The 19,159-nt window shown below is 62.6% G+C and carries 12 protein-coding genes; 4 read left to right on the top strand and 8 right to left on the bottom strand.

All coding sequences use genetic code 11. The annotated features are described in order from the left end of the window. Nucleotides 1–58: 58 nt before the first annotated feature. Entirely contained in the window at nt 59–7,366 is a 7,308-nt protein-coding gene (locus tag NF78_RS20480) for a hypothetical protein (RefSeq protein WP_156119898.1), read from the top strand. Nucleotides 7,367–7,604: 238 nt separating this feature from the next. Next, nucleotides 7,605–9,221, top strand: coding sequence for a cyclic peptide export ABC transporter (locus tag NF78_RS20475; RefSeq protein WP_035991297.1), 1,617 nt, complete (start codon nt 7,605–7,607; stop codon nt 9,219–9,221). Between the two features lie 60 nt (nt 9,222–9,281). Here NF78_RS20475 and NF78_RS20470 read toward each other — a convergent pair whose 3' ends face one another. The 8 genes from NF78_RS20470 to NF78_RS20435 form a co-directional block, all read right to left on the bottom strand. After that, nucleotides 9,282–10,082 (bottom strand): hypothetical protein, encoded by an 801-nt coding sequence (locus NF78_RS20470; protein ID WP_035991294.1) that lies wholly within the window; start codon nt 10,080–10,082, stop codon nt 9,282–9,284. 187 nt (nt 10,083–10,269) lie between these two features. Then, nucleotides 10,270–10,914 (bottom strand): chromophore lyase CpcT/CpeT, encoded by a 645-nt coding sequence (locus tag NF78_RS20465; RefSeq protein ID WP_081972792.1) that lies wholly within the window; start codon nt 10,912–10,914, stop codon nt 10,270–10,272. A 154-nt stretch (nt 10,915–11,068) separates the two neighbouring features. Continuing rightward, entirely contained in the window at nt 11,069–12,100 is a 1,032-nt protein-coding gene (locus NF78_RS28465) for a calcium-binding protein (RefSeq protein ID WP_156119897.1), read from the bottom strand. A 215-nt stretch (nt 12,101–12,315) separates the two neighbouring features. Continuing rightward, a complete protein-coding gene (locus NF78_RS20455; RefSeq protein WP_035991286.1) occupies nt 12,316–13,089 on the bottom strand; it encodes an HAD family hydrolase in 774 nt (257 codons plus the stop codon). A gap of 122 nt (nt 13,090–13,211) precedes the next feature. After that, nucleotides 13,212–14,333: a Rieske 2Fe-2S domain-containing protein gene (locus NF78_RS20450; protein ID WP_081972790.1), complete on the bottom strand. Its 1,122-nt coding sequence runs from the start codon at nt 14,331–14,333 to the stop codon at nt 13,212–13,214. A 160-nt stretch (nt 14,334–14,493) separates the two neighbouring features. Continuing rightward, nucleotides 14,494–14,724: a hypothetical protein gene (locus NF78_RS31380; protein WP_035991284.1), complete on the bottom strand. Its 231-nt coding sequence runs from the start codon at nt 14,722–14,724 to the stop codon at nt 14,494–14,496. A gap of 5 nt (nt 14,725–14,729) precedes the next feature. Continuing rightward, nucleotides 14,730–15,110 carry a GIY-YIG nuclease family protein gene (locus NF78_RS33565; protein WP_035991282.1) on the bottom strand — a complete coding sequence of 127 codons (381 nt, stop codon included), beginning with the start codon at nt 15,108–15,110 and terminating at the stop codon, nt 14,730–14,732. A gap of 88 nt (nt 15,111–15,198) precedes the next feature. Continuing rightward, nucleotides 15,199–17,154, bottom strand: coding sequence for an FAD-dependent oxidoreductase (locus NF78_RS20435; RefSeq protein ID WP_035991280.1), 1,956 nt, complete (start codon nt 17,152–17,154; stop codon nt 15,199–15,201). A 201-nt stretch (nt 17,155–17,355) separates the two neighbouring features. On the opposite strand from NF78_RS20435, the gene NF78_RS20430 reads away from it, so the two are divergent. Both NF78_RS20430 and NF78_RS20425 read left to right on the top strand, forming a co-directional pair. Then, entirely contained in the window at nt 17,356–18,129 is a 774-nt protein-coding gene (locus NF78_RS20430; protein ID WP_035991278.1) for an ABC transporter permease, read from the top strand. Nucleotides 18,130–18,360: 231 nt separating this feature from the next. Continuing rightward, nucleotides 18,361–19,146, top strand: coding sequence for a glutamine amidotransferase-related protein (locus NF78_RS20425; RefSeq protein ID WP_263970663.1), 786 nt, complete (start codon nt 18,361–18,363; stop codon nt 19,144–19,146). Nucleotides 19,147–19,159: the final 13 nt, after the last annotated feature.

Raw genomic sequence — 19,159 nt, 5'->3', positions numbered from 1 at the left:
TAAAGACGCCTGACATACACTTTGGCAATCGCTGGGAAAGGTAAGCAAAGAGGTGGCTGTGCAGCAGGATGAACTGGAAGCTCTGGTAGCCGAGATCGACGCAATTCTGGGGGAAGCCGCCCCCCGGCTGCCCTGGGTGATGTCGAACGATGCCAATCAGCGACAGCTGCTGGCGCGGGCCCGGGCCTACCTGGCCGAAGTGAAGGCTGCCCCTGCGGTGCCCGACCTCAGCGGCCTGCCCAACGACCCCACCACGGCGGCCTCTAGCCAGGTGCTCAAGGCGCTGCTGCAGGAGATGCAGTACCTGCGCGGGCAGACCATGCAGATTCTCGACCCGCTGCGCAATGAGGTCGCCACCCTGAGGCAGCAGCGGGAGCTGTTGCTTCAGGAGGTGCAGCAGCTTCAGCAGCAGCGATCGCAGTTTGACCAGACGGCAGCGCTGCACCAGCTCCCCCCCAGCTGGGAGGCCGCCCTGCAGCAGATGGCCCAGCAGCTGGAAACCCACCTGAGCAACCAGGTCAACCAGTCGGTGCAGCGGCTCGAGGCTGCCACCGCCAACGCCTACGGACTGCTCGAAGGGGACCCAGTCGATCGCGAGGCCCCGGAGCTGACCCCGGCTCAGCGGCTGGAGTTCCTCAAGCAAATTCAGGCCCAGTCCGACCAGGTCATGCTGGGGCTGGATCAGTCGCTGCGATCGGTGTTTGAAACCCTGCAGCAGAGCATTTACAGCTACCAAAATTCCCTCAACCAGGGCCTCAACCAGATGCACACCCTGGGCCAGCAGGGTGAGCTGATGTTTGGCGCTCTGATCAACCATCTGGGCCAGCAGGTCAACGCCGAAACCCTGGCCTATCTGGAATCGGGCCAGCGGCGAGAGCTGCCCCAGACCTCCTCCACCCCAGAGCTAACCACCGACGCGGCGGATCGGGGCGACGGCGAGCTAGCTCCCAACCTGGAGTCCGATCTGGCTCTGGAGGCCCTCGATCTGGGCGTCGATCTCGACGACGATGAGATCACCCTGCTACAGCTCGACGACGACATCACCGAGCTGCAGCTCGATGGCGATCTGGAGGCGACGCTGGACCCTGACGATACCGAAGCCCTCGACCTGCAGCTGCTCGACAGCCTCGATGCTGCGGCCCCAGATCCCACTACGGCGGTGTCGCTGCCCGAGCGAGGGGGCGACCTGAGTGCTGAGGTCGCCAGTGCCGATACCGCCGCCGAGTCTGCCCTCGACGATCTGTACCAGAGCCTGTTTGGCGGCCTGCTGGCGGAGGGGACCGGGGCCAGTGCTGTGGAGGAGGAAGAGGGCGATCGCGACGCCGCCGACTCCACACCCGTAGATGCTCTGCTTGACCTCGATCGCTCTACCGATGCGATCGTCGATGCCGCCCCCGAAGAGACTACCTTTGAACGGCCCGAGGCACCGCTCCTGGGCGAACTGCCCCAGCCCGAGGACCTCACCCTGCTGACCCAGGCTGCCGAAGTGGCCGAGGCCGAAGCCGACGACCTCACCGACCAGAACCTCCAGAACCTACTTGGCGATGCCGCTGGCCCGCTGGAAGCCAGTCTGGCTGACTCCCTGGCGGCCCTGGAGGCCGATCTGCCCGAAACCATCGAATCGTTTGACGAGCTGCTGCCCCCCGGCCCCGGGGAGATGGGTGATCTGGAGTCCGCCGTGGATGAGAGCGACGATCGCTTTGGCGGATTTATGGCGGCCTCTCCCGAGGAGGACCTGCTGGCCCAGGACGAGGTGCCTACCCCCGGCAACTACGACCTGACCATGGATGAGGCCACGATCAACCAACTGCGGCAGGACCTCGACTCCCTGGAAACGTCGGCGGCGGAACCGGCGCTGCCCGGCTTTTTTGAGCCTGCGCCCCAGGGCGAAGCCGCCCCGCCCGCCCCAGACCTCGCCACTACCGACGCCAGCCTCGACCTATTTTCGGCCCAGGCTGGTGGCGATGTGTCCGGCCAGGAAGCTTTGACCGAGGCAACCGTTTCTGACCTCTCCAGCCTTGACCTGTCGGGCGAAGCCCCCCCACCGCCCCAGACCTGGCCCGATCGCGCAGACGATGAGCCGGTTGCGGAACCCAGCGATCGCCCCCAGCCTGACCTCAGTATTGACCTGTCCGCCGCCTCGGCCACCGACCTGGATGGGGCTCCCAGCGATCTAGACCTTAGCCCTGACCCGAGCGACCCCGACCTGGATCTGGCTGGCGACTTCGACTTCCCTGCCGATCTTCTCGAAGCGACTTCCCCTGAGTCCGGCACCGCCGATCTGTTCAGTGACGATCTATTTGCCGCCCCGGCTGGCGACCAGACCGCTTTCGCCCCCCCGGAGCCGGACGAGTTGGAGCTGCTCGATCTTTCGCTGTCTGGGGCAGAAGCGGCGATCGAGCCCACCCTAGAGCCCATTGAAACCGTTGAACCCGTCGAGGCTGAGCCAGGCCTAGCGCTATTCGAACCCGAACTTCCCGGCTCCGAGGCCGTTGCTGAGTCGCCCAGTTCAGAGGCGGACGGCGGGCTCGATCGCCTGGACCTGTTCGGTGACGGGCCGTCAGCACCGGAGGACGGCGAGGCGTTGCCTGCGGCTGAACCCCCGGACCTGTCGGCTCTGGACCTATTTGAAGCTTCGGAAGCCCCCGTTCAACCGACCGCTGGGGAGACTGGACAGGATCTGTTCAGCGAGATTGGCGCGGCTGGGGCACCCCCTGATGTCGCCCCAACCGCTGCATCAATTGGAGTGGATGATCTGTTTGGGGATGTGCCGTCCACCGCGGCTGAGCCCACAGCTGAACCGGAAGACCTGTTCGGCGCAATTGGTGGCCCAACCGATGGCCCAATCAATAGCATTACGGATGCATTAACCGATTTCTCAGCCCCCGCGCCGGTCTCCGACGCGCCCACCCTGGCCTCAATTTTGTCTGACCTGGACCTGAGTCTGGGGCTAGATGAGGAGCCGGCCCTGGGGGAATCAGGGATGACCCTGGGGGATCTGAGCGACCTTTCGGCGGAAGTGCCTCCTCCCAGTCCACCCGCCCTGGAGGCACCGCCAGCGGAGACCATGTCCGGGCCGACTGGACCTTCCCTGACGCTGGAAAATATGCTGGGCGAGTTAACCCTCGACCCCCTGCCTCCCTTGGGCCCAGAACCTGAAGCTGGGGCCACCCTGGACGACCTTACGGCTGACGCCCAGTTTGGTTCGACGGCTGACCTGGCGGTGGGCACGGCTGGCCCCAGGGACTCTGCCCTACGCCCCGACCCACCGCCGGACCAGGCCACCGTTGACAATTTGTTTCCAGAAGCCACCTCCCCAGCCGGGCCAGTTTCCGAGGAGCTGACCCTGGCGGAATTTGGTCTGGGCGGTGAACCCGCTGCGGGCCAGACCCCAGACATGCCCCCAGACACGCCAGGGGATACGCCGCTGGATGTTCTGTCCCTGGAGGACTTGAGTTTGCCCAGCGAACCGGCCTCCAGCTCGACCGACGACCTCTCGCTGGAGGACTTTGGCTGGAACGATGGGGCTGAAGCGCCTGGTGGCTACGAACCGCCCGCTGCCACCCCAGAGCTAACCCTGGACACCTGGGGGGCAGTCTCGCCCGAGCCCGCATCCCCCGATCTGCCGCTCTCCATCACCCTGGATGATCTCAACCTTAGCCTCGATGACCCTGGGGTGGAGGGCGGGGAGAGTCTGCCGTCTACAGAGCCGTCTACAGAGGGAGCTAATTCCCTCGACGACCTGGCCGCGCTTGGGGAGGGCTGGGTAGACCCTGCCGAGACGGCAGCTGGCTCCGAAGCGGCTGAAGCAGAAACGGCCACGGACTGGCAGCGCGAAATTAGCCTCGACAACATTTTGGATGCCGCTGGGGCAAACCTGGCTGACCCTGCCCCTGATGCACCCGAGGAACAGGCCGCCCCCCTGGACCCAATTCAGGCGGCGGCGGCGGCGACTGCTGAGTCGATGGAAGCGATGATCGACTTTATTAACCTCGACGCGCTGCTGGGGGAGCCCCTTACCCCGCTGCCCCCAGAGCCACGGCGGGATTTCAGCCTCGACCTCAACCTGGATGAGTTAGATCTCGATGCGATCGCAGCTCCTACTGCCCCCCAGTCAGATCCACCGGCCTCGGAGCCCCTGGCCTGGCTAGACCTCGACGATGAGAACCCTGGCCCAGGCGCGGTGGACGTTCCCACATCTGGACTGAGTCTCGACCTTAACCTCGACCTGGAGCTGGAGCCGGAGCCTCCCGCCACTGACAGCGGGGTTGCTGACTGGCTCGCGGATGTCGATCTGGAACCGACGGCAGAGTCGTCGCTGCCCCTGTCGGAAACCTGGTCGCTCACTTCGGCCTCCACTCCGGCTGAGGCGACCGATCTCGAAACGGTAAACCTGGAATCGACGGATGGCCCCGGAGGGGACACCCCGTTGGGGACCGAAGAACGGGCCGTTGAGCCTTCTGGGAATGAGGACCTTTCTCCAGACGGCCCTCTCACCGTTGAGCTGGACGCCCTCGGCCTCGCTGCCTTCGACCAGGCAGCCCCCGCTGCGGCCGACCTGGATGCCCTGGACCTCAGCGCCCTGGAGTCAGCCGATGCGGCAACCTCCCTCGATGCCCTGGACATCAACGACCTGACAGACCTTGGCGCATTCGAAGCAGAATCCCCCAGGGTTGAGGCCCCTGGGCCAGACGCCTTTGACCTTGAAGCCCTTAGCTTTGATGAGGCCAACCCTGGGGAACCCACCGACTTGGACCTACCCCTGACTGAGCCAGGCGCGGCGGACCCCGGCGCCCCTGGGCTAGAAGCCCCCGACCTGGAATCCCTTGATTTAGACACCTTTGAGATTGAAGCCTCGACTCCAGACGCGGCTGGCCTGGATCTGCGGAACGTTGACTCAGAAGACCAGGGGGCGTCAATTTTGCCACCTGAGCCCGTTCCATCCCCCCTTGATCAGCTAGAGGAACTGGTTTCTATGGCGTTTGAAGCGGTGGCTCCGGGGGCCATCATCCCAGAGGCGATAGCGCCAGAGTCGCTAGACGATCTAGGGGCACTGGACGATTTTGAAACCCTGGAGACGGCAGCCTCAGAGGCCCCGGAGGGGATCGCCCCAGGCGAGCTAGAACCGTTTGAGGCGATCGCCCCAGAGGCCCCAGAAATCCCAGAAGCTCCGGAAGTTTTAGAGCCATTAGAGGCTCTAGAGGCGATCGCCTCCGACGAACTAGAGACCCTGGGCGCCGTAGCCCCAGAGGCCGTAGCCCCGCCTCTGCTCGATCCTCTGCCGGCTCCGCCTCTGCCCGAGCCGCCCCTGCCCGAGCCAGAGTTAGATCGCCCCGAGGAGCCCGAGGCGTTGGTAGAAGCGTTCGACCAGACGGCACCCCTGGCCGATGCCCCCTTTGCTGAGGAGCCCTTTGCTGACGAAGCCTTTGTAGAAGACGAGTCAGTCACGGTGCCGGTGCCGCCTGAGGTGGAGCCACCCCCGGACGCAGCCCCGACTCCGCTGTGGTTCCTGGGCCTAGATGTGGGGACCACCGGGCTATCGGCGGTGCTGCTGGAGCGTCGGGGCGGACAGGTCTATCCGCTCTACTGGGTGGACAATGCCATCTCGGGGGTCACGGCGGACAAGTTCTTTCGTCTGCCGACCCTGGCCTCGGTGGTACCTGTGGATGGTGCGAACCGCTATGGGGTGCAGTCGGTTGGCTCCTCAACCCTGACCGTCAACTGGAGCGATGGCGATGCCAGCGATCAGGGGACCGTGTTGCTTAAGACCCTCAAGCCCTACCTGAAGCTGAGCATTCCGGCCAGCCTGGGTGAGGGCGCGGATCCCCAGCCCCAAATTCAGTGGTCCGATCGCGATCGCCTGCCCCTGCAAGTCTTTCAAGATGGCCTGCGGGAGCTGTTGGCAACCCTGCCCCAGGGGCTGCGTGTAGAGGCTGCCTTCACGGTGGGGGCGGTCGGGCTGGATGCGGCGGCAATCGCCGAGGCGCTGAACCAGCTGCGGGGGGTGGTAGTGAGCTACCCGGCCAACTGGCCCGACACCTACACCTTCAACCTGCGGGAGGCGGTGCTGGGAGCCGGACTCTCCGCCAACCCCGACGACATTTACTTCGTAGAGGATGCGATCGCGGCGGTGCTGTCGGGCCTGCCCGACCCCTCTACGCCACTGCCCCAGGGCAACGGCCAGCCCATGCAGCAGCAGACCCTTTACGCCTGCCCCTGGACTGGCGGTACCGTGGTGCTCTCCGCCGGTGCCACCGTCACCGAAGTGGGCATTGTCAACCTCCCCAGTGCCTTGGGTGACCTCACCTACAGCGACTTCGCCCTGCACTCTATGGGCTACGCAGGCGACGCCATCGACCTCGACATCATCTGCCATTTGCTGCACCCGGCAGAGCGTCGCCAGAGCCGCCCCGCCCAAGGCTCTGGCCGAGCTGTAGACGCCGCAGGCTGGGGCTGGCAGACCGCCATGCCTGAGCTAGATGGCACCCACTGGCACGACCTCAACCTCGACAGCTGCGACATGCCCCGTCCGGCAGAGCCCGATCTGGCCCGTCGCCAGCGCCTCTACCAGCGGCTGGAAGCGTCCCTGCTGGGGCAGAGCGTGCTCGAAGCAGCCCGCCACCTGAAGATCATCCTTCAGCACCAGCCCCAGTTTGAGCTGGAGCTAGCCGACCAGCGCTGGATTGTCCGCAGCAAAGATCTGGAAGACCGCATCATTCTGCCCTACATCCAGCGCATCAATGGCCATCTGAATCGTCTGCTGAGCGAGTCTGGGCTCAACACCCAGGGCATCAACCAGGTGATTTGTACGGGCGGCAGCGCCTCGTTGCCGAAGATTGCCCGCTGGCTGCGGCAGAAGTTTCCCAACGCCACCATCGTTCAGGATACCTACCACAGCGATCGCCCCCCCAGCTGCAGCCGGGTCACCTATGGGCTGGTCAACCTGGTGCGCTACCCCCAGGTGCTCGACCTCACCCGCCACCAGTACAGCGATATGTTTTTGCTGATGGAGGTGCTGCGCGCTCTGCCCGAGCAGCCCATGCCCCTCAACGGCATTTTGCACCTGCTGAAGGAGCGGGGGCTAAATGTGGAAGCCTGCCAGGCCCACCTGATGGCGCTCCTGGAACGCCTACCCCCTGGTCTGCTGCCCAATACCAGCAGCGGGCCGCTGGTGCTGGCCCCCGCCAGCAATGACCTGGCAACACTGGCCACCACACCGCTGTTTACCCACCCCAATGGTCAGGTATACGTGCCCAACCTGGAGCAGGGCGCTCGTCTACAAGCCTATATGGATCAGCTCCTGGCGGATAAGCACCAAACCCTGATCGATCCTCTGCTGAGCCAGCTCACGGTGCTGACTGTGTAGGAAAGAGGGCGCAACTCTCCAATGCTGACAAATTTGATCGGCCCACTCACTTGAATCCTGCCGCCGTTGCCTGCCCCGTCACCGCCCCCCGCTAGTTCGGCCCGGCTCCACGGTGGCAGCGGCAGCGGCATTCAGGCCAGAGTGGCTGTCTCGGCTGCATCGGCTGGGGGAGCAACGGTTGCTGGCCTGCGTCTCTTAGCCTTGGTCCCGTTCAAATTCTCACTGGTAAGCCAGACCCATGCGGCTGATTGTATTTCTTTTGCGCTCCTCCTGGGTGACGGTGGCGATCGCCAGTATTGCCGGAGCCCTGAGCGGCGTCGGCAGCGTGCTGCTGATTGCCTCCATCAACCGGGCCATTGGCACCCCCGGCCAGCAGAGTGCCGGGGTGCTGGCTCAGTTTTTGGGCCTGGCGGTGATCACCCTGCTGGCCGCCAGCGGTTCACAAATTTTGCTGGCTCGCCTGTCCCAGCAGGCGATCTACAAAATGCGGCTGCAGCTCAGTCACTGGATTCTGGCCTGCCCCCTGCGCCAGCTGGAGACCCTGGGCCCCAACCGAATTTTGGCCTCCCTGACCGACGACATCGATGCCATTTCCAGCACGGTGTTCAACCTGCCCCTGCTGCTGGTCAACGCCGCCCTGGTGATTGGCTGTCTGGGCTATCTGGCCTGGCTCTCCGTCGGCGTGTTTTTGGCCATTCTGGTAGTGATTGGGGTCGCCATTGTCGTCATTCAGGTGATGCTCAACTCGGTGTACGCGCTGTTGAGACTGGCTCGGGACCAGAAAGACCTGTTGTTCAAGCACTTTCGCTCGATCACCGACGGCGTCAAAGAGCTGAAGCTCAACTTGCCCCGGCGCTTTGCCTTCATTGAAGAAGACCTGGAGACCACGGCGGCCGCCTTCCGCGACTACGAAGTGCAGGCGGAAACCGTGGCGGCCCTTACCCTCAACTTCAGCAGCCTGCTGTTCTTTGGCATTCTCGGCTTTTTGGTGTTTGGCCTGCCGCAGCTGACGGACATAACTACCCCCGTCCTCTCCGCCTACGCCCTCACCATCACCTACCTGGCACGACCGATTGAAAACCTGATGACCGTGTTGCCGGTGTTGAGCCGGGGCAGTGTGGCGCTCAAAAAAATTGACGAGCTGGGCCTCTCCCTCGCCAGCCAAGCGGAAACGACTGGGGCAGGGGCCCATTTGCCGCGATCGCTGCACCATCAGATCGAGCTGGACAACGTCACCCACACCTACCACACCGATCGCGATGGGCAGTTTACCCTGGGGCCGGTCAGCCTGGCATTTAAGCCGGGGGATCTGGTCTTCATTGTGGGCGGCAACGGCAGCGGCAAGTCCACCCTCGCCAAGCTGATCGCGGGCCTCTACGCCCCCGAAACCGGCACCCTCCGCTGGGACGGCAACCCCGTGGAGGGGCACAACCTCGACGCCTACCGCCAGCTGTTTGCGGCGGTGTTTTCAGACTTCTATCTGTTTGAGCGGCTGCTGGGTCTCCAGCTTCAAAATCTGGACGACCGCGCCCAGCACTATCTGCAACACCTGCAGTTGGACCACAAGGTGCAGGTCAACCAGGGGGTGCTGTCCACCCTGGATCTATCCCAGGGTCAGCGCAAGCGGCTGGCCCTGCTGACCGCTTACCTGGACGATCGCCCGATCTGCCTGTTTGACGAGTGGGCGTCGGACCAGGATCCCCAGTTTCGCGAAGTGTTCTACAAACAAATTTTGCTGGAGCTAAAGCGGCGGGGCAAGGCGGTACTGGTGATCAGTCACGACGATCGCTATTTTCACCTTGCCGATCAGCTGATCAAGCTGGAGTATGGTCAGCGCATCGACGAGGGTCTGTGATTTATAGCGATGGCCATTGCGCTTAGGACATTGGCTTTTGGCCAGAATTGACGAGACGCCCTAGCGCTTCAAAATCCAGTTCACCAGGGGAATGGCGGCTTTGGCGGGCAGCGGCTGAATGGCAAAGCGGAAGGGCAGCAGCAGCATGACCGGTCGACCGCCGCGATCGCTAAAGGGCTTGAGCTGAACCACCAGGTCAAGGGCGTAGGTGCGCAGGGGCGCTTTGAGATCGGCCATTTTAGGCACATCCACCACCGGGGCCGCCTGCTGCAGCACCTGGGTGTCGGCGTTGCGGCTAAAGCAGTCTTCGCTGGTGACGACAGTGCTGAGGTACTGGTTAGGGTTGACTACGCTGACCACCTGGGGCAGGGCCAGGTCGAGGCGCATACCGGGGGTGTGGCGAATTACCCGGCGAATTTCGTTGGTCATGCGGCTAATGGAGCTGCGATCCCAATCGATGGTGAGCTGGAGGGCGCGGCTCTCGTTAATCACCTGCACCGTAAGTCCCTGAATGGGCTTGAGCGGGTGCGGTCCCTGGGGCAGCACCTGCACCACAATTTGCCCTGTCTGAAGCTCGTCGGAGCGCTGGTTCGGGGGGGCGAGGCTGCGGGGTTCGGGCACCACCAGCCGCAGAGAGACCGACTTGCCCAGCGGTTCTACCCCGGCCTGGAGCACCTCAGCGGCGTCTTCGGCAAAGCCCTGGCGCACCAGCTGCGATCGCACGCTGCTCTCCAGACTGGCCCCGTCGGGCACCAGCACCACCTGATCTTCTAACTCCTCCTCAATGGACAGCGCCATCTGATAGACCACATAGCCTACGCAGATGAAGTACACGGTCAGAATCAGGATATCGATCTCCATGGAGGCCAGAAAAAAGGGGTGGGGTCGGTAAGTGTAGCGCCGAATGTATAGCGCCGAACGTGTAGCGCCGGAAGTATAGCGCTGGATAGCCCATTGCGGACGCCCTGGCTCCAGTTTGCCCAGACCAGGCCGCAACACCACCGACAGCCCGCTTCAGGCGGAGGAACTCCCCTAGTTTACGCGCCCCTTACCCCGGCAGGGCATAGGCGCATTGCTTGAGCAGCCGAAAGGGCCCCATCTTTGGCCCCCAGGTGGTTTTGCCCGTGTCAGGGTCAATGCCGCGATCGTTCATTTGAAACACCAGCGGACTGCCTGGGGCCGCAGACTCAGGGCCAATGTCAAAGGCCAGCCGCACGTAGGTAGTGATGCCATTGGCGGTAAACGTACAGAGGCTGTCGTCGGGCAAGCGGGCGCTATAGGTTTGACCGTCGGCCTGGCGCTCAATCACCAGCCCACAGGTGGGCAGCGCCACTAACTGATCACGGGTCAGCCCGACCAGGCGATCGGGCTGGGTAGCTCCGCCCAGGTAGGTACTGGGGTCGGCCAGGGCGTAGTACTGCCCCCACAGCCCCCCCGCTTTTGTTGTCAGGTGCAAAATGCGCTGGCGGTAGGGAGGCTGCCCCGAGGTCACGCTAATCTGCTCCAAAAAAAGCCCGTAGCCCTCGCCAAACAGATTCAAGGGCAGGGGCCGCTGCCACAGCCGCAGGTGCAAGTACCAGGCCGGGTCGGCCAGGGATTGGGAGCGGTTGTCAAACTCTCCGGCCAGGGCGGCGGCCACCTGGCGCAGCTGGGCCTCAATCATTGGCTTGCCTACTGTTCTAGGGGCTGTCATCAATTAGCTGCTAAATGCTCATAAATCAAGGGTTACAGCCCCCAGCCTGTCTTTTGGGGCGGGCGTGGCAATGCCTGATATACCCGCCTTTTGGCCAGAATTGATGACACGCCCTAGCCCTGATGCTACCGGAAAGCGGGAGGTTGGGGATGGTCTACTTAAGCAGCGGTACGCCAGGGGGTGGGGTAAAGGTCAGACTGTCCGGAGTCAGGGTGTCGGCATCCACATTCAGCAGAATGGCCTCGGTAACTGTCTGGCCCAGGGGCGTAGTGACCTGCACGTGGGTATCGGCCCCCACCTGCACAAAGCTCAGGAAGGGCAGCAGATCGCGCCCGTCAAACAGGGGCTGGGCGGCAATCAGGCTGAAGTCGAGCAGATCGCCCTCGGCGGGGTTGAAGTCGAAAATGGTGTCGGGTTCAGCGGTTAGGGCAGCGGGGTCTACCAGAGGGCTGTAAGCCCCCGGCGTGTTAAGTCGAAAAATATCGGCTCCGGTGCCGCCGATCAGCAGGTTGGCGCCGGCCCCACCGTAGAGAATGTCGTTGCCGGCCCCACCGACCAACACATCGTCGCCTTCACCGCCCTCGATCGCATCGTCACCCTCGCCCCCAAACAAGGCATTGCCCCCAGGCCCGGCCACCAGGGTATCGTTGCCCGTGCCGCCAAAGGCCAGGTTGGTGCCCCGACCCGTCAAAATCAGGTCGTCGCTGCCAAAGCCAAAGAGGGCGTTGTCGGCGGTCGTGCCAATCAAAAAGTTTTTGCCGCTGGTGCCTTCGATCACGGTGAACGTGCGCGGCGGTTCGGTACTGGCCTCACCGTCGCCGCCCAACCCCCCAGGCGCGGCCGTAAACAACCCCTCAATGGCCGTGGTAAAGAGGGTTCCTGGGTCGGCAATCGGCGCTAGTTGGCCCGACTCCAGGTCCACCTGGTACAGGGTCGTCCCCGTCGCGGTACGACCGTAAAAGAAGACCGTATCCACGGTGGGAATGGTGTCCCCCTCCGCCAGGGCTGCAGGGGCTGGAGCGTCAGCCGCCAGCAGGTTCAGCTCGACATCCAGGTCCATTGGGGTAGCCGCAGAGGTGGGGATGGAGAGGATTGTCTCATCATCACCCGCCTCAGCCGGAGCAGCCAAGAACTCTGACTCCGGTGCAGGGGGCGTTTTAGACGGGGGCACAAATAGGTCGGGCATGGCAACACGGGGGCAAACAGCGTGCTTCAAGTCTGAGCCATTGACGTTAACCAAAGCTTTAACAATGGACGCCAGTGTCTATCCCTGATTCTGACGCTGGCGCTTAAATCCGGAAATTTTCGTGCGGTAGCGTTACGAACAATTTAATTGATCCCCAGGGCAATCAAGATTACGTAAATTTAGGGTGAATCTTTTGTCACACGGCCTGTCGCTCACTATGTCCAGGCCGAAAACGGACCGCAAAACCGAGCCAGGTCTAAGCCCTGGATGCCGCTCCCTGGACCGGCCAAGACTCGATCTGCTGCGGTGTTGTAGCCCCAGTCGGCCAAAAAAAGCGTCACCTCCCCCAGATCGGGCTGCCCCTGCACCGCCTGCAGGGCCTTGAGCCGATCTTCGACAAACCAGACCATCGCTCCCGGACGAGCCGCCTTCAACTGCCGCAGGGTTTCATACTTCGGTCGCCTGACCTCTTTGCCCAGAATGCGCTCCGGGGGTAGCTCCAGCCCACCCTGAGCGAGTAATTGCTGAATAAAGCGCCCTTCCTTGGTAGAAATAATCACCAGCTCCACCCCAGCCTCGATCGCCTGCGACAGGCGATCGATTACCCCGGGGTAGAACCGCTGGTAGCTGAGCCAGTCGGTAAGGTCAGTCTGAATCCAGCGATCGCGCACCCCATCCACCGCCTGGCCAATGGTGGCAGGCTCCACCCCCGCCTGCTCCAGCAGTTGGGGAATCAGCTCGGGCCAGCGATCGAGAATAGCTGTATCGGCCACTCCGCTCATCAACCCATAGATCACCAGCGGCATCTCCCAGCCCGTCTCCACCACCGGCCTCAATGGGTAAAACCGCTCCGCCAACCCCGCCGGTGGGCTCCCCGCCCCCGGCTCCAACACTTCGCCGTAGGCCCGCCAGGCCGTCTGAAAATACTCCCGCAGCCCATCGCAGACCACACCATCGAAATCGAGCGCCAAAATATCGGGGGAAGCCATTGTGGGTAAGGAGTAGAGAGTCAACTATTCAGGTTTAAGGTACCAGGTGTCGGCCGTTCGCTGTCAGGCTCTACCTCACCCATCCAACCACCCACTCGCCCACCCATCCACCCTCTCACCCCTCACTCCCCCGCCTGCCGCCGGATCAACTGCTGCACCGCCGTCAGCGCCCGGTTCAGCTCCGGCCCCCGGTAGCTGGGGTTTTGCTCAAAGGCCCGCTGCTCCTGCTCCAGCATCAGCACGTCTTCGCGCACCAGCCGCCGCAGCACAAAGCTGGCGGAGTTCGTGAACGATCGCTTAAAGAACCGCCGCACCGCCAGCGGGGTTTTGTGCAGCTTGGGAAACCGCCCCAGGGAGGTGAAGTGCAGCAGGTAGGCGCGGGTGTGGGTCTCACTCACCGGGCAGAACAGGCAGTAGATCACAAAGTCCTCCCCCAGGGTCGATCGCCAGTGGGGGTAGTGGTAGTAAACATCCAGAGGTTCGGGGTGCAGCTGGCGCAGGGCCGGGAAAATCAGCTGGGAGGCCGACCAGATCTTGTCGATGCGGTAGTAGCTCTCGGCGTCGTAGTGGGCGTGGACGTGGGTATCATCGGCAGTCAGCTCCCGCAGCACCGGGTTGGCCCACACCTGGGCCCCGCCGTGGAGGTGGCCGTGGTACATGTCCATCAGGTTCTCGATCAGGAACGAATAGTGGGCCTGCACATCGATGGTGGTGAGGGAGCCGATGAAATTCAAGTGTTCCCACTCGGGCACAGCCAGGGGGGTAACCTGGTCCGCCAGTGCCGCCTCGCCGGGGAATACCCAGATAAAGCCATCCTGCTCTTTCACCGGGTAGGATCGCAGGGTGCAGGTGGGCAGCTTCTGCTGGGGCTCCAGGTAGGGGATGTGGGCGCAGTGGCCATCGGGGGCGAACTGCCAGCCGTGGTAGGCGCAGGTGATGTTGTCGCCCGTCACGGTGCCCTCGCTGAGCTTCACCTGGCGGTGGGGGCAGCGGTCTTCGACGGCGACGGGGCTACCGGTGCGATCGCGGTACAGCACCATCGGCTGGTGCCACAGGGTCACCGCCAGGGGCTTGGCGGCCAGGTCTGCGCTCTGGGCCACCGCGTACCAGTGGTTGAGGTTGATGCCCATCTGCCGCAGGGGCACCTTCCCCAGGGCAGCGATGGGGGAAATGCCAGGGCTGGGGGGCGATCCCTCCAACTGATCCTGGGTGGTTACCGTAGCCTCGCGATTCAATCCATCCATCTCACACCTGACCTAATTACTAACGACGTTATTTCTAACAGCGCTATGCCTGTTATTGCTCCTGGTTATTGCTCATAAATCGTCTAAGGCAACGTCTGGAAAAATAGTTTCTCGGATGGCGGGCAGTGCCTACCCGACAGCAGCCCCCTTTTCTCCAGGGCTATTCTTGGCCTTCAGGCAAGCCAATCTGAGGATTGCAATCTGCAAACGTTAGCGAATCGGGGTCTAGAAAATCAGCCAGCGCCATCTCCAATACCAGCTCAATGGAATAGTTGATCTGCTTAGCATGATTTAGATAGGCGTTTCGAATGTGATCGGGTAGCACAGCCAACAGCATCAGCGCGGCATCATGACTGAGATGCTTGTGCCCAGTTTGGGGGAGAGCTTGCACTGTGACTACCTCCAATCTCTGGTGGGATACCTGGCATTATAGGGGGGCTGTGTGGCCTGAATCAGGATCCCTTCCAGCGCTTCTCCCAGTTTGATCACTTCGACCATGGCAAGAGGGGCAAATGAAATTCTAATATCCCTATGATCATAATCGTCTAGCCATGACCAGGTCAGGGCTTTGTGTCCACCCCTAAAGCGCTCTCGCAGTTTTTTGGTTTTGCCCAAATAAAGTAATTGATCACCTCGATGTTTGACAGCATAGAGCCCCGGGGAAGGTGGGAGATCTCTGAAATCGCGGATGAGCGCTGCACAGGAGTCAAAGGGTGTGGACAGAAGAACCTGAAGCAATTTTTGGGCTTGCCCTTGAAGGTCACTCAATGTCAACACCCCGACGTTTACTCAAAACCTGTGCCCTCTTCCCGGCCTAACCAATTCCTCTGTATTACATGCCTGAACTCCTGATCCAAAACCTGGCCTAAATCTTCAGCACCCCCTCGGGGTTCACCGAGAGGATGGGTCGCCTCCGCACCCCCTCGCGCTCGAAGATGGCGTTGGCCGCCAGCAGGCCGCTGCTCACTGCCCGCTCCATCAGCCCGCAGGGGAAGGGCATCCGCACCCAGTCGCCTGCAAACATCAGGTTCTCGGCGGCGGTGGTAGTTTCGGGCCGGTTGGCAAAGCTACCCGGCGGAAAACCCGCGAAATTCTTTTGGTTGACCAACTGGCGGTGGAGCACCGTCGCCCCCCGCAACTCCGGCACCACCTCGTAGAGTTCGGCCTCAAAGGTGTTGAGGATATCTGCTTGGGTGGGGAAGTCCTTTTCTTTGTAGCAGTAGGCGTGTAGCTCCACCACGCTGCCGCCGGTGCGATCGGCCCAGGCGATGTAGTCGTCCTGGATGCGGTGGTAGAGGGTGATGCTGTCGGTGAGTTTGTAGCCGGAGAGGGAGGTGAACCAGCTGTGCTCCCACTCGAAGTCGCGATCGAGCCAGAAACGGGCCACGGCAAAGGGGTCTGCTACCCGCAGTTGGTCCACCTGGGTAGCCAGGGTGGGGCTGACCTCGCCCGCCGACAGGGCAAACAGGGCTTTGATGCCGGGGATGTCGGCGGCCATCACGTAGTAGTCGGCGGCCAGATCGTGGGCAGCGGTGGCCTCGGTGTTGGGGTTGGCGGCGATTAGCTGAATGCGATCGCCCTCCCGCGCCAGCACCTTAAAACTGGCCAGGTTCTCCCGGGCGGGCCCCGCCAGCACCGCCCCGTCACTGGCGTAGGCGGCCCCGTGGCAGGGGCACAGATAGCCCTCGGCATTCACCTCCACCTGGCGCTGCACGCTACAGCCCTGGTGGGTGCAGGTCAGCGACAGGGCCGTTTTGGCCCCCAGTGCGACGGAGTAGATATTGTCGCCCGCCCCAAAATATTCCATCGTCTCCGAACTCAGCAGGGGGTTGCGGTCCACCCAGAAGGGTACCGGGTTGGTGGCTACGCTGCCCTTCTGATAGGTGATGCCCGCCACCTGGCCCTGGTTCCACTGCACCTGGCTGACGGTGACCCCGGTGAGCACCTGGCCGCCGTTGGCCTGGATGGCTTCCACCATCGGGTCCACTAGCGATCGCCCCATGTCCTGGCAGGTGCCATTGAAGGCCAGCCCCTCCGGGTTGCCAAAGAAATAGAAGTGGAAGAACTGCATCAGTTCCCCGGCGCTGAGCACATCGGGGGCGTTGAGGCTGGACTTGGCGAAGGGCAAAAAGTAGAGGTCGTAGAGCCCCCGGGGAAAGTCGTCGGCTACCCACTCGGCCACCGATAGATTGTCGAGGCGCTGGTAGCTCTGGGGATTGCGGAAGCCCGTAATCTCTCGAAACACCTGAAGATGTTTGAGGTGGGTGAGATTGATGCCCCACTTCAGCCGGTTTGAAGACGAAATTGCCAGGTCGACCACATTCCAGGGAAAGGCGGCATTGCTGGGGCGAAATACCTCCGGTCGGTAGCCATCCTTGTAGACCAGGGAGTAATAGTCGAGGGACTTAAAGTTTTGCCGAATGTTCAGCTCGTTGACCAGGCCAAACAGGTTGTAGTACTGGGGAAAGAAGCCGTGGAAGCCGTGCTCCATCATGAACTGGTCGTCGCCCACCTGGATCGGCCAGCTGGCGATCTTGCCGCCCAACTGGGGCGATCGCTCCAGTAGGGTCACCGCCACCCCGCGCTGGCTCAGCTCGTAGGCGGCCGCCAGCCCCGCCAGACCGCCGCCAATGATGACGGCAGTGGTCGGTCGCCCTACCTGGGCGGGCAGCTCCAGGCGATCGCGCTGAAATACCGTCGGTTGGGGCTTATTCAGCCTGGAATAGCTCAACAGCGCCGCAATTCCCCCTACACCAAAGAGCTTGAGGACGTTACGACGGGCCAGGGTTTGGGCAAATAGCCCCTCTAGGGATTGACTCATCTGAGGTTTAAAGCGTTGCTTGGGTCAAACTCGCCCTGGGAGTATTCCCAAGGGTGTGTGGAGAGCGACTTGGGCATTAACGGTAACACAGCCTCCGGCCAGAGGAGGGGCATCCATGGCTCCCGGCCAGAGGAAGCCTGATCCCACGTGAACCTGTTAGAAACTGTAGTATTAAGTTGCCTTCACAGTCTACTCATCCCCATGAAATACGTGCGAGAAACCCTGGCAGTTGCCCAGCGCATTCTGGTCGAACTGTGGCGGCGGCGGCGCAGCCTGATTTTTTGGGCCATTTTCCCGGTCCTGCTGCTGATTCTCAACAGCCTGATTCTGCAGGAGCGGCTGCAAATTTCCCTGGCCGAGGCCTACACCCAGGCCGCCCCCTCAACCCTGGTGGGAGCAGCGCTATTTTTTAGCGCTCTGGGGGGCAGCGTGGCTACCGTGGTGTCTGAACGCGAACAGAGAACGCTGAAACGCCTGTTTCTATCGCCCCTCAGCGGCGTGTCGTACTTTCTTGGCATTGGTTTGGCCTACGGCGTCATCGGGCTGGGGCAGGCAGGGCTGGTCTACGCGATCGCCCTTTTCTACGGCGCCAGTCTGGAGGGCAACCCCTTCGTCAATCTGTTGATCGTGCTGCTCAGCATTGCCGCCTACGTGGGGGTGGGGTTTGTACTGGGCACCCAACTGGCCCGCCGCACCGAGGATGTCAACGCGCTGATTGCCGCCTTTGGCATTCCCCTGATGATTCTAGGCGGTACTTTTTTGCCCACAGATTTTTTCCCGGACTCCCTGGCCCGGCTGACCCAGTTCAACCCGATTTACCACATGATTGAGGCTCTCTCCGGGGTAGTGGTCGAGGGACTTACCCTGGCTGAGGTGGGTAGCCACGTCGGGTTTCTGGCGCTGTTTGCCGTTGCTATGGTGGGGACTGGCTGGCTCTCCTATCGGCGCATGGTGCAGGTCGAGCGCCAGCTCTAGATACGGTGTGGGTGTTGGGACGCCGAGCGGTTGCATGGATGACGCTCCTGGAGGCGATCGGCCACGGTTTCCAGGCAGAGGCGATACAGTAGAAACGGTTGCTGCTTCTGTCCATGGTCGGCCCGGTATGGCCCAACCGATGGAGCGCCTGCCGGGGGAATTGCTGTTTGCGAATTGCTGTCTTCTGTGAGCCTTAGCCTGCCTACTTTGCCCGTCCCAGGGCCCGTCCTAGTGGTCGTACACCAGCCCACCTCCAATCCGGGTCGAGTGGGGGAAGTGCTACAAGCCCTGGGCTTTGCCCTCGATGTGCGCTGTCCGGCCCTGGGGCACCCTCTGCCCCCCACGCTGCAAGACCACAGTGCGGTGGTGGTCTTTGGTGGCCCCATGAGCGCCAACGACGACCACCTCGACCACATCCGCCTGGAGCTCGCCTGGATCGACGTGGCCCTGGCCTCAGGAAAACCCTACCTGGGCATTTGCCTGGGGGCCCAGTTGCTGGCTCGGGCCCTGGGGGCAGTGGTTGCGCCCCACCCGACCCAACAGCGCGAAATCGGCTACTACCCCGTCCTGCCGACCCCGGCAGGCCAGGTGTTGATGCCAGGCCCCCTGATGGTTTACCAGTGGCACCAGGAGGGCTTTACCCTGCCCGTGGGCAGCCACCTGCTGGCGACCGGGTCGACGTTTCCCCATCAAGCCTTTCGCTATGGGCGGTGGGCCTACGGGCTCCAGTTTCACCCCGAAATTACCGCCGGGATGGTGAACCACTGGACCAGCGAAGGATCTGACCAACTCATCTGCCCCGGAGCTCAGCCGCGCGCTTACCATATAAGTCAGCATCGCCTTTACAGCCCGGCGGTAGAGCGCTGGCTGCGCCACTTTTTGGCCAGGTGGCTGGGAGCTACGGCCCAGGCCGAGACAGTGTGGGGGCAGTATCATCCCGTGCATCGTCCTCAGCCCCGCCCAGGCCCTACAGCCCATTGTCAGGACTTGCCCAGGCTAACGACCGAAAGCGGCTAGCACCGACGGCGAC

Origin of the sequence: Leptolyngbya sp. KIOST-1 (assembly GCF_000763385.1) — a bacterium.
Taxonomy (GTDB): domain Bacteria; phylum Cyanobacteriota; class Cyanobacteriia; order Phormidesmidales; family Phormidesmidaceae; genus Nodosilinea.
Note: the sequence above shows the minus strand (reverse complement) of the source record. Positions and strands in the feature narration are given on the sequence as shown.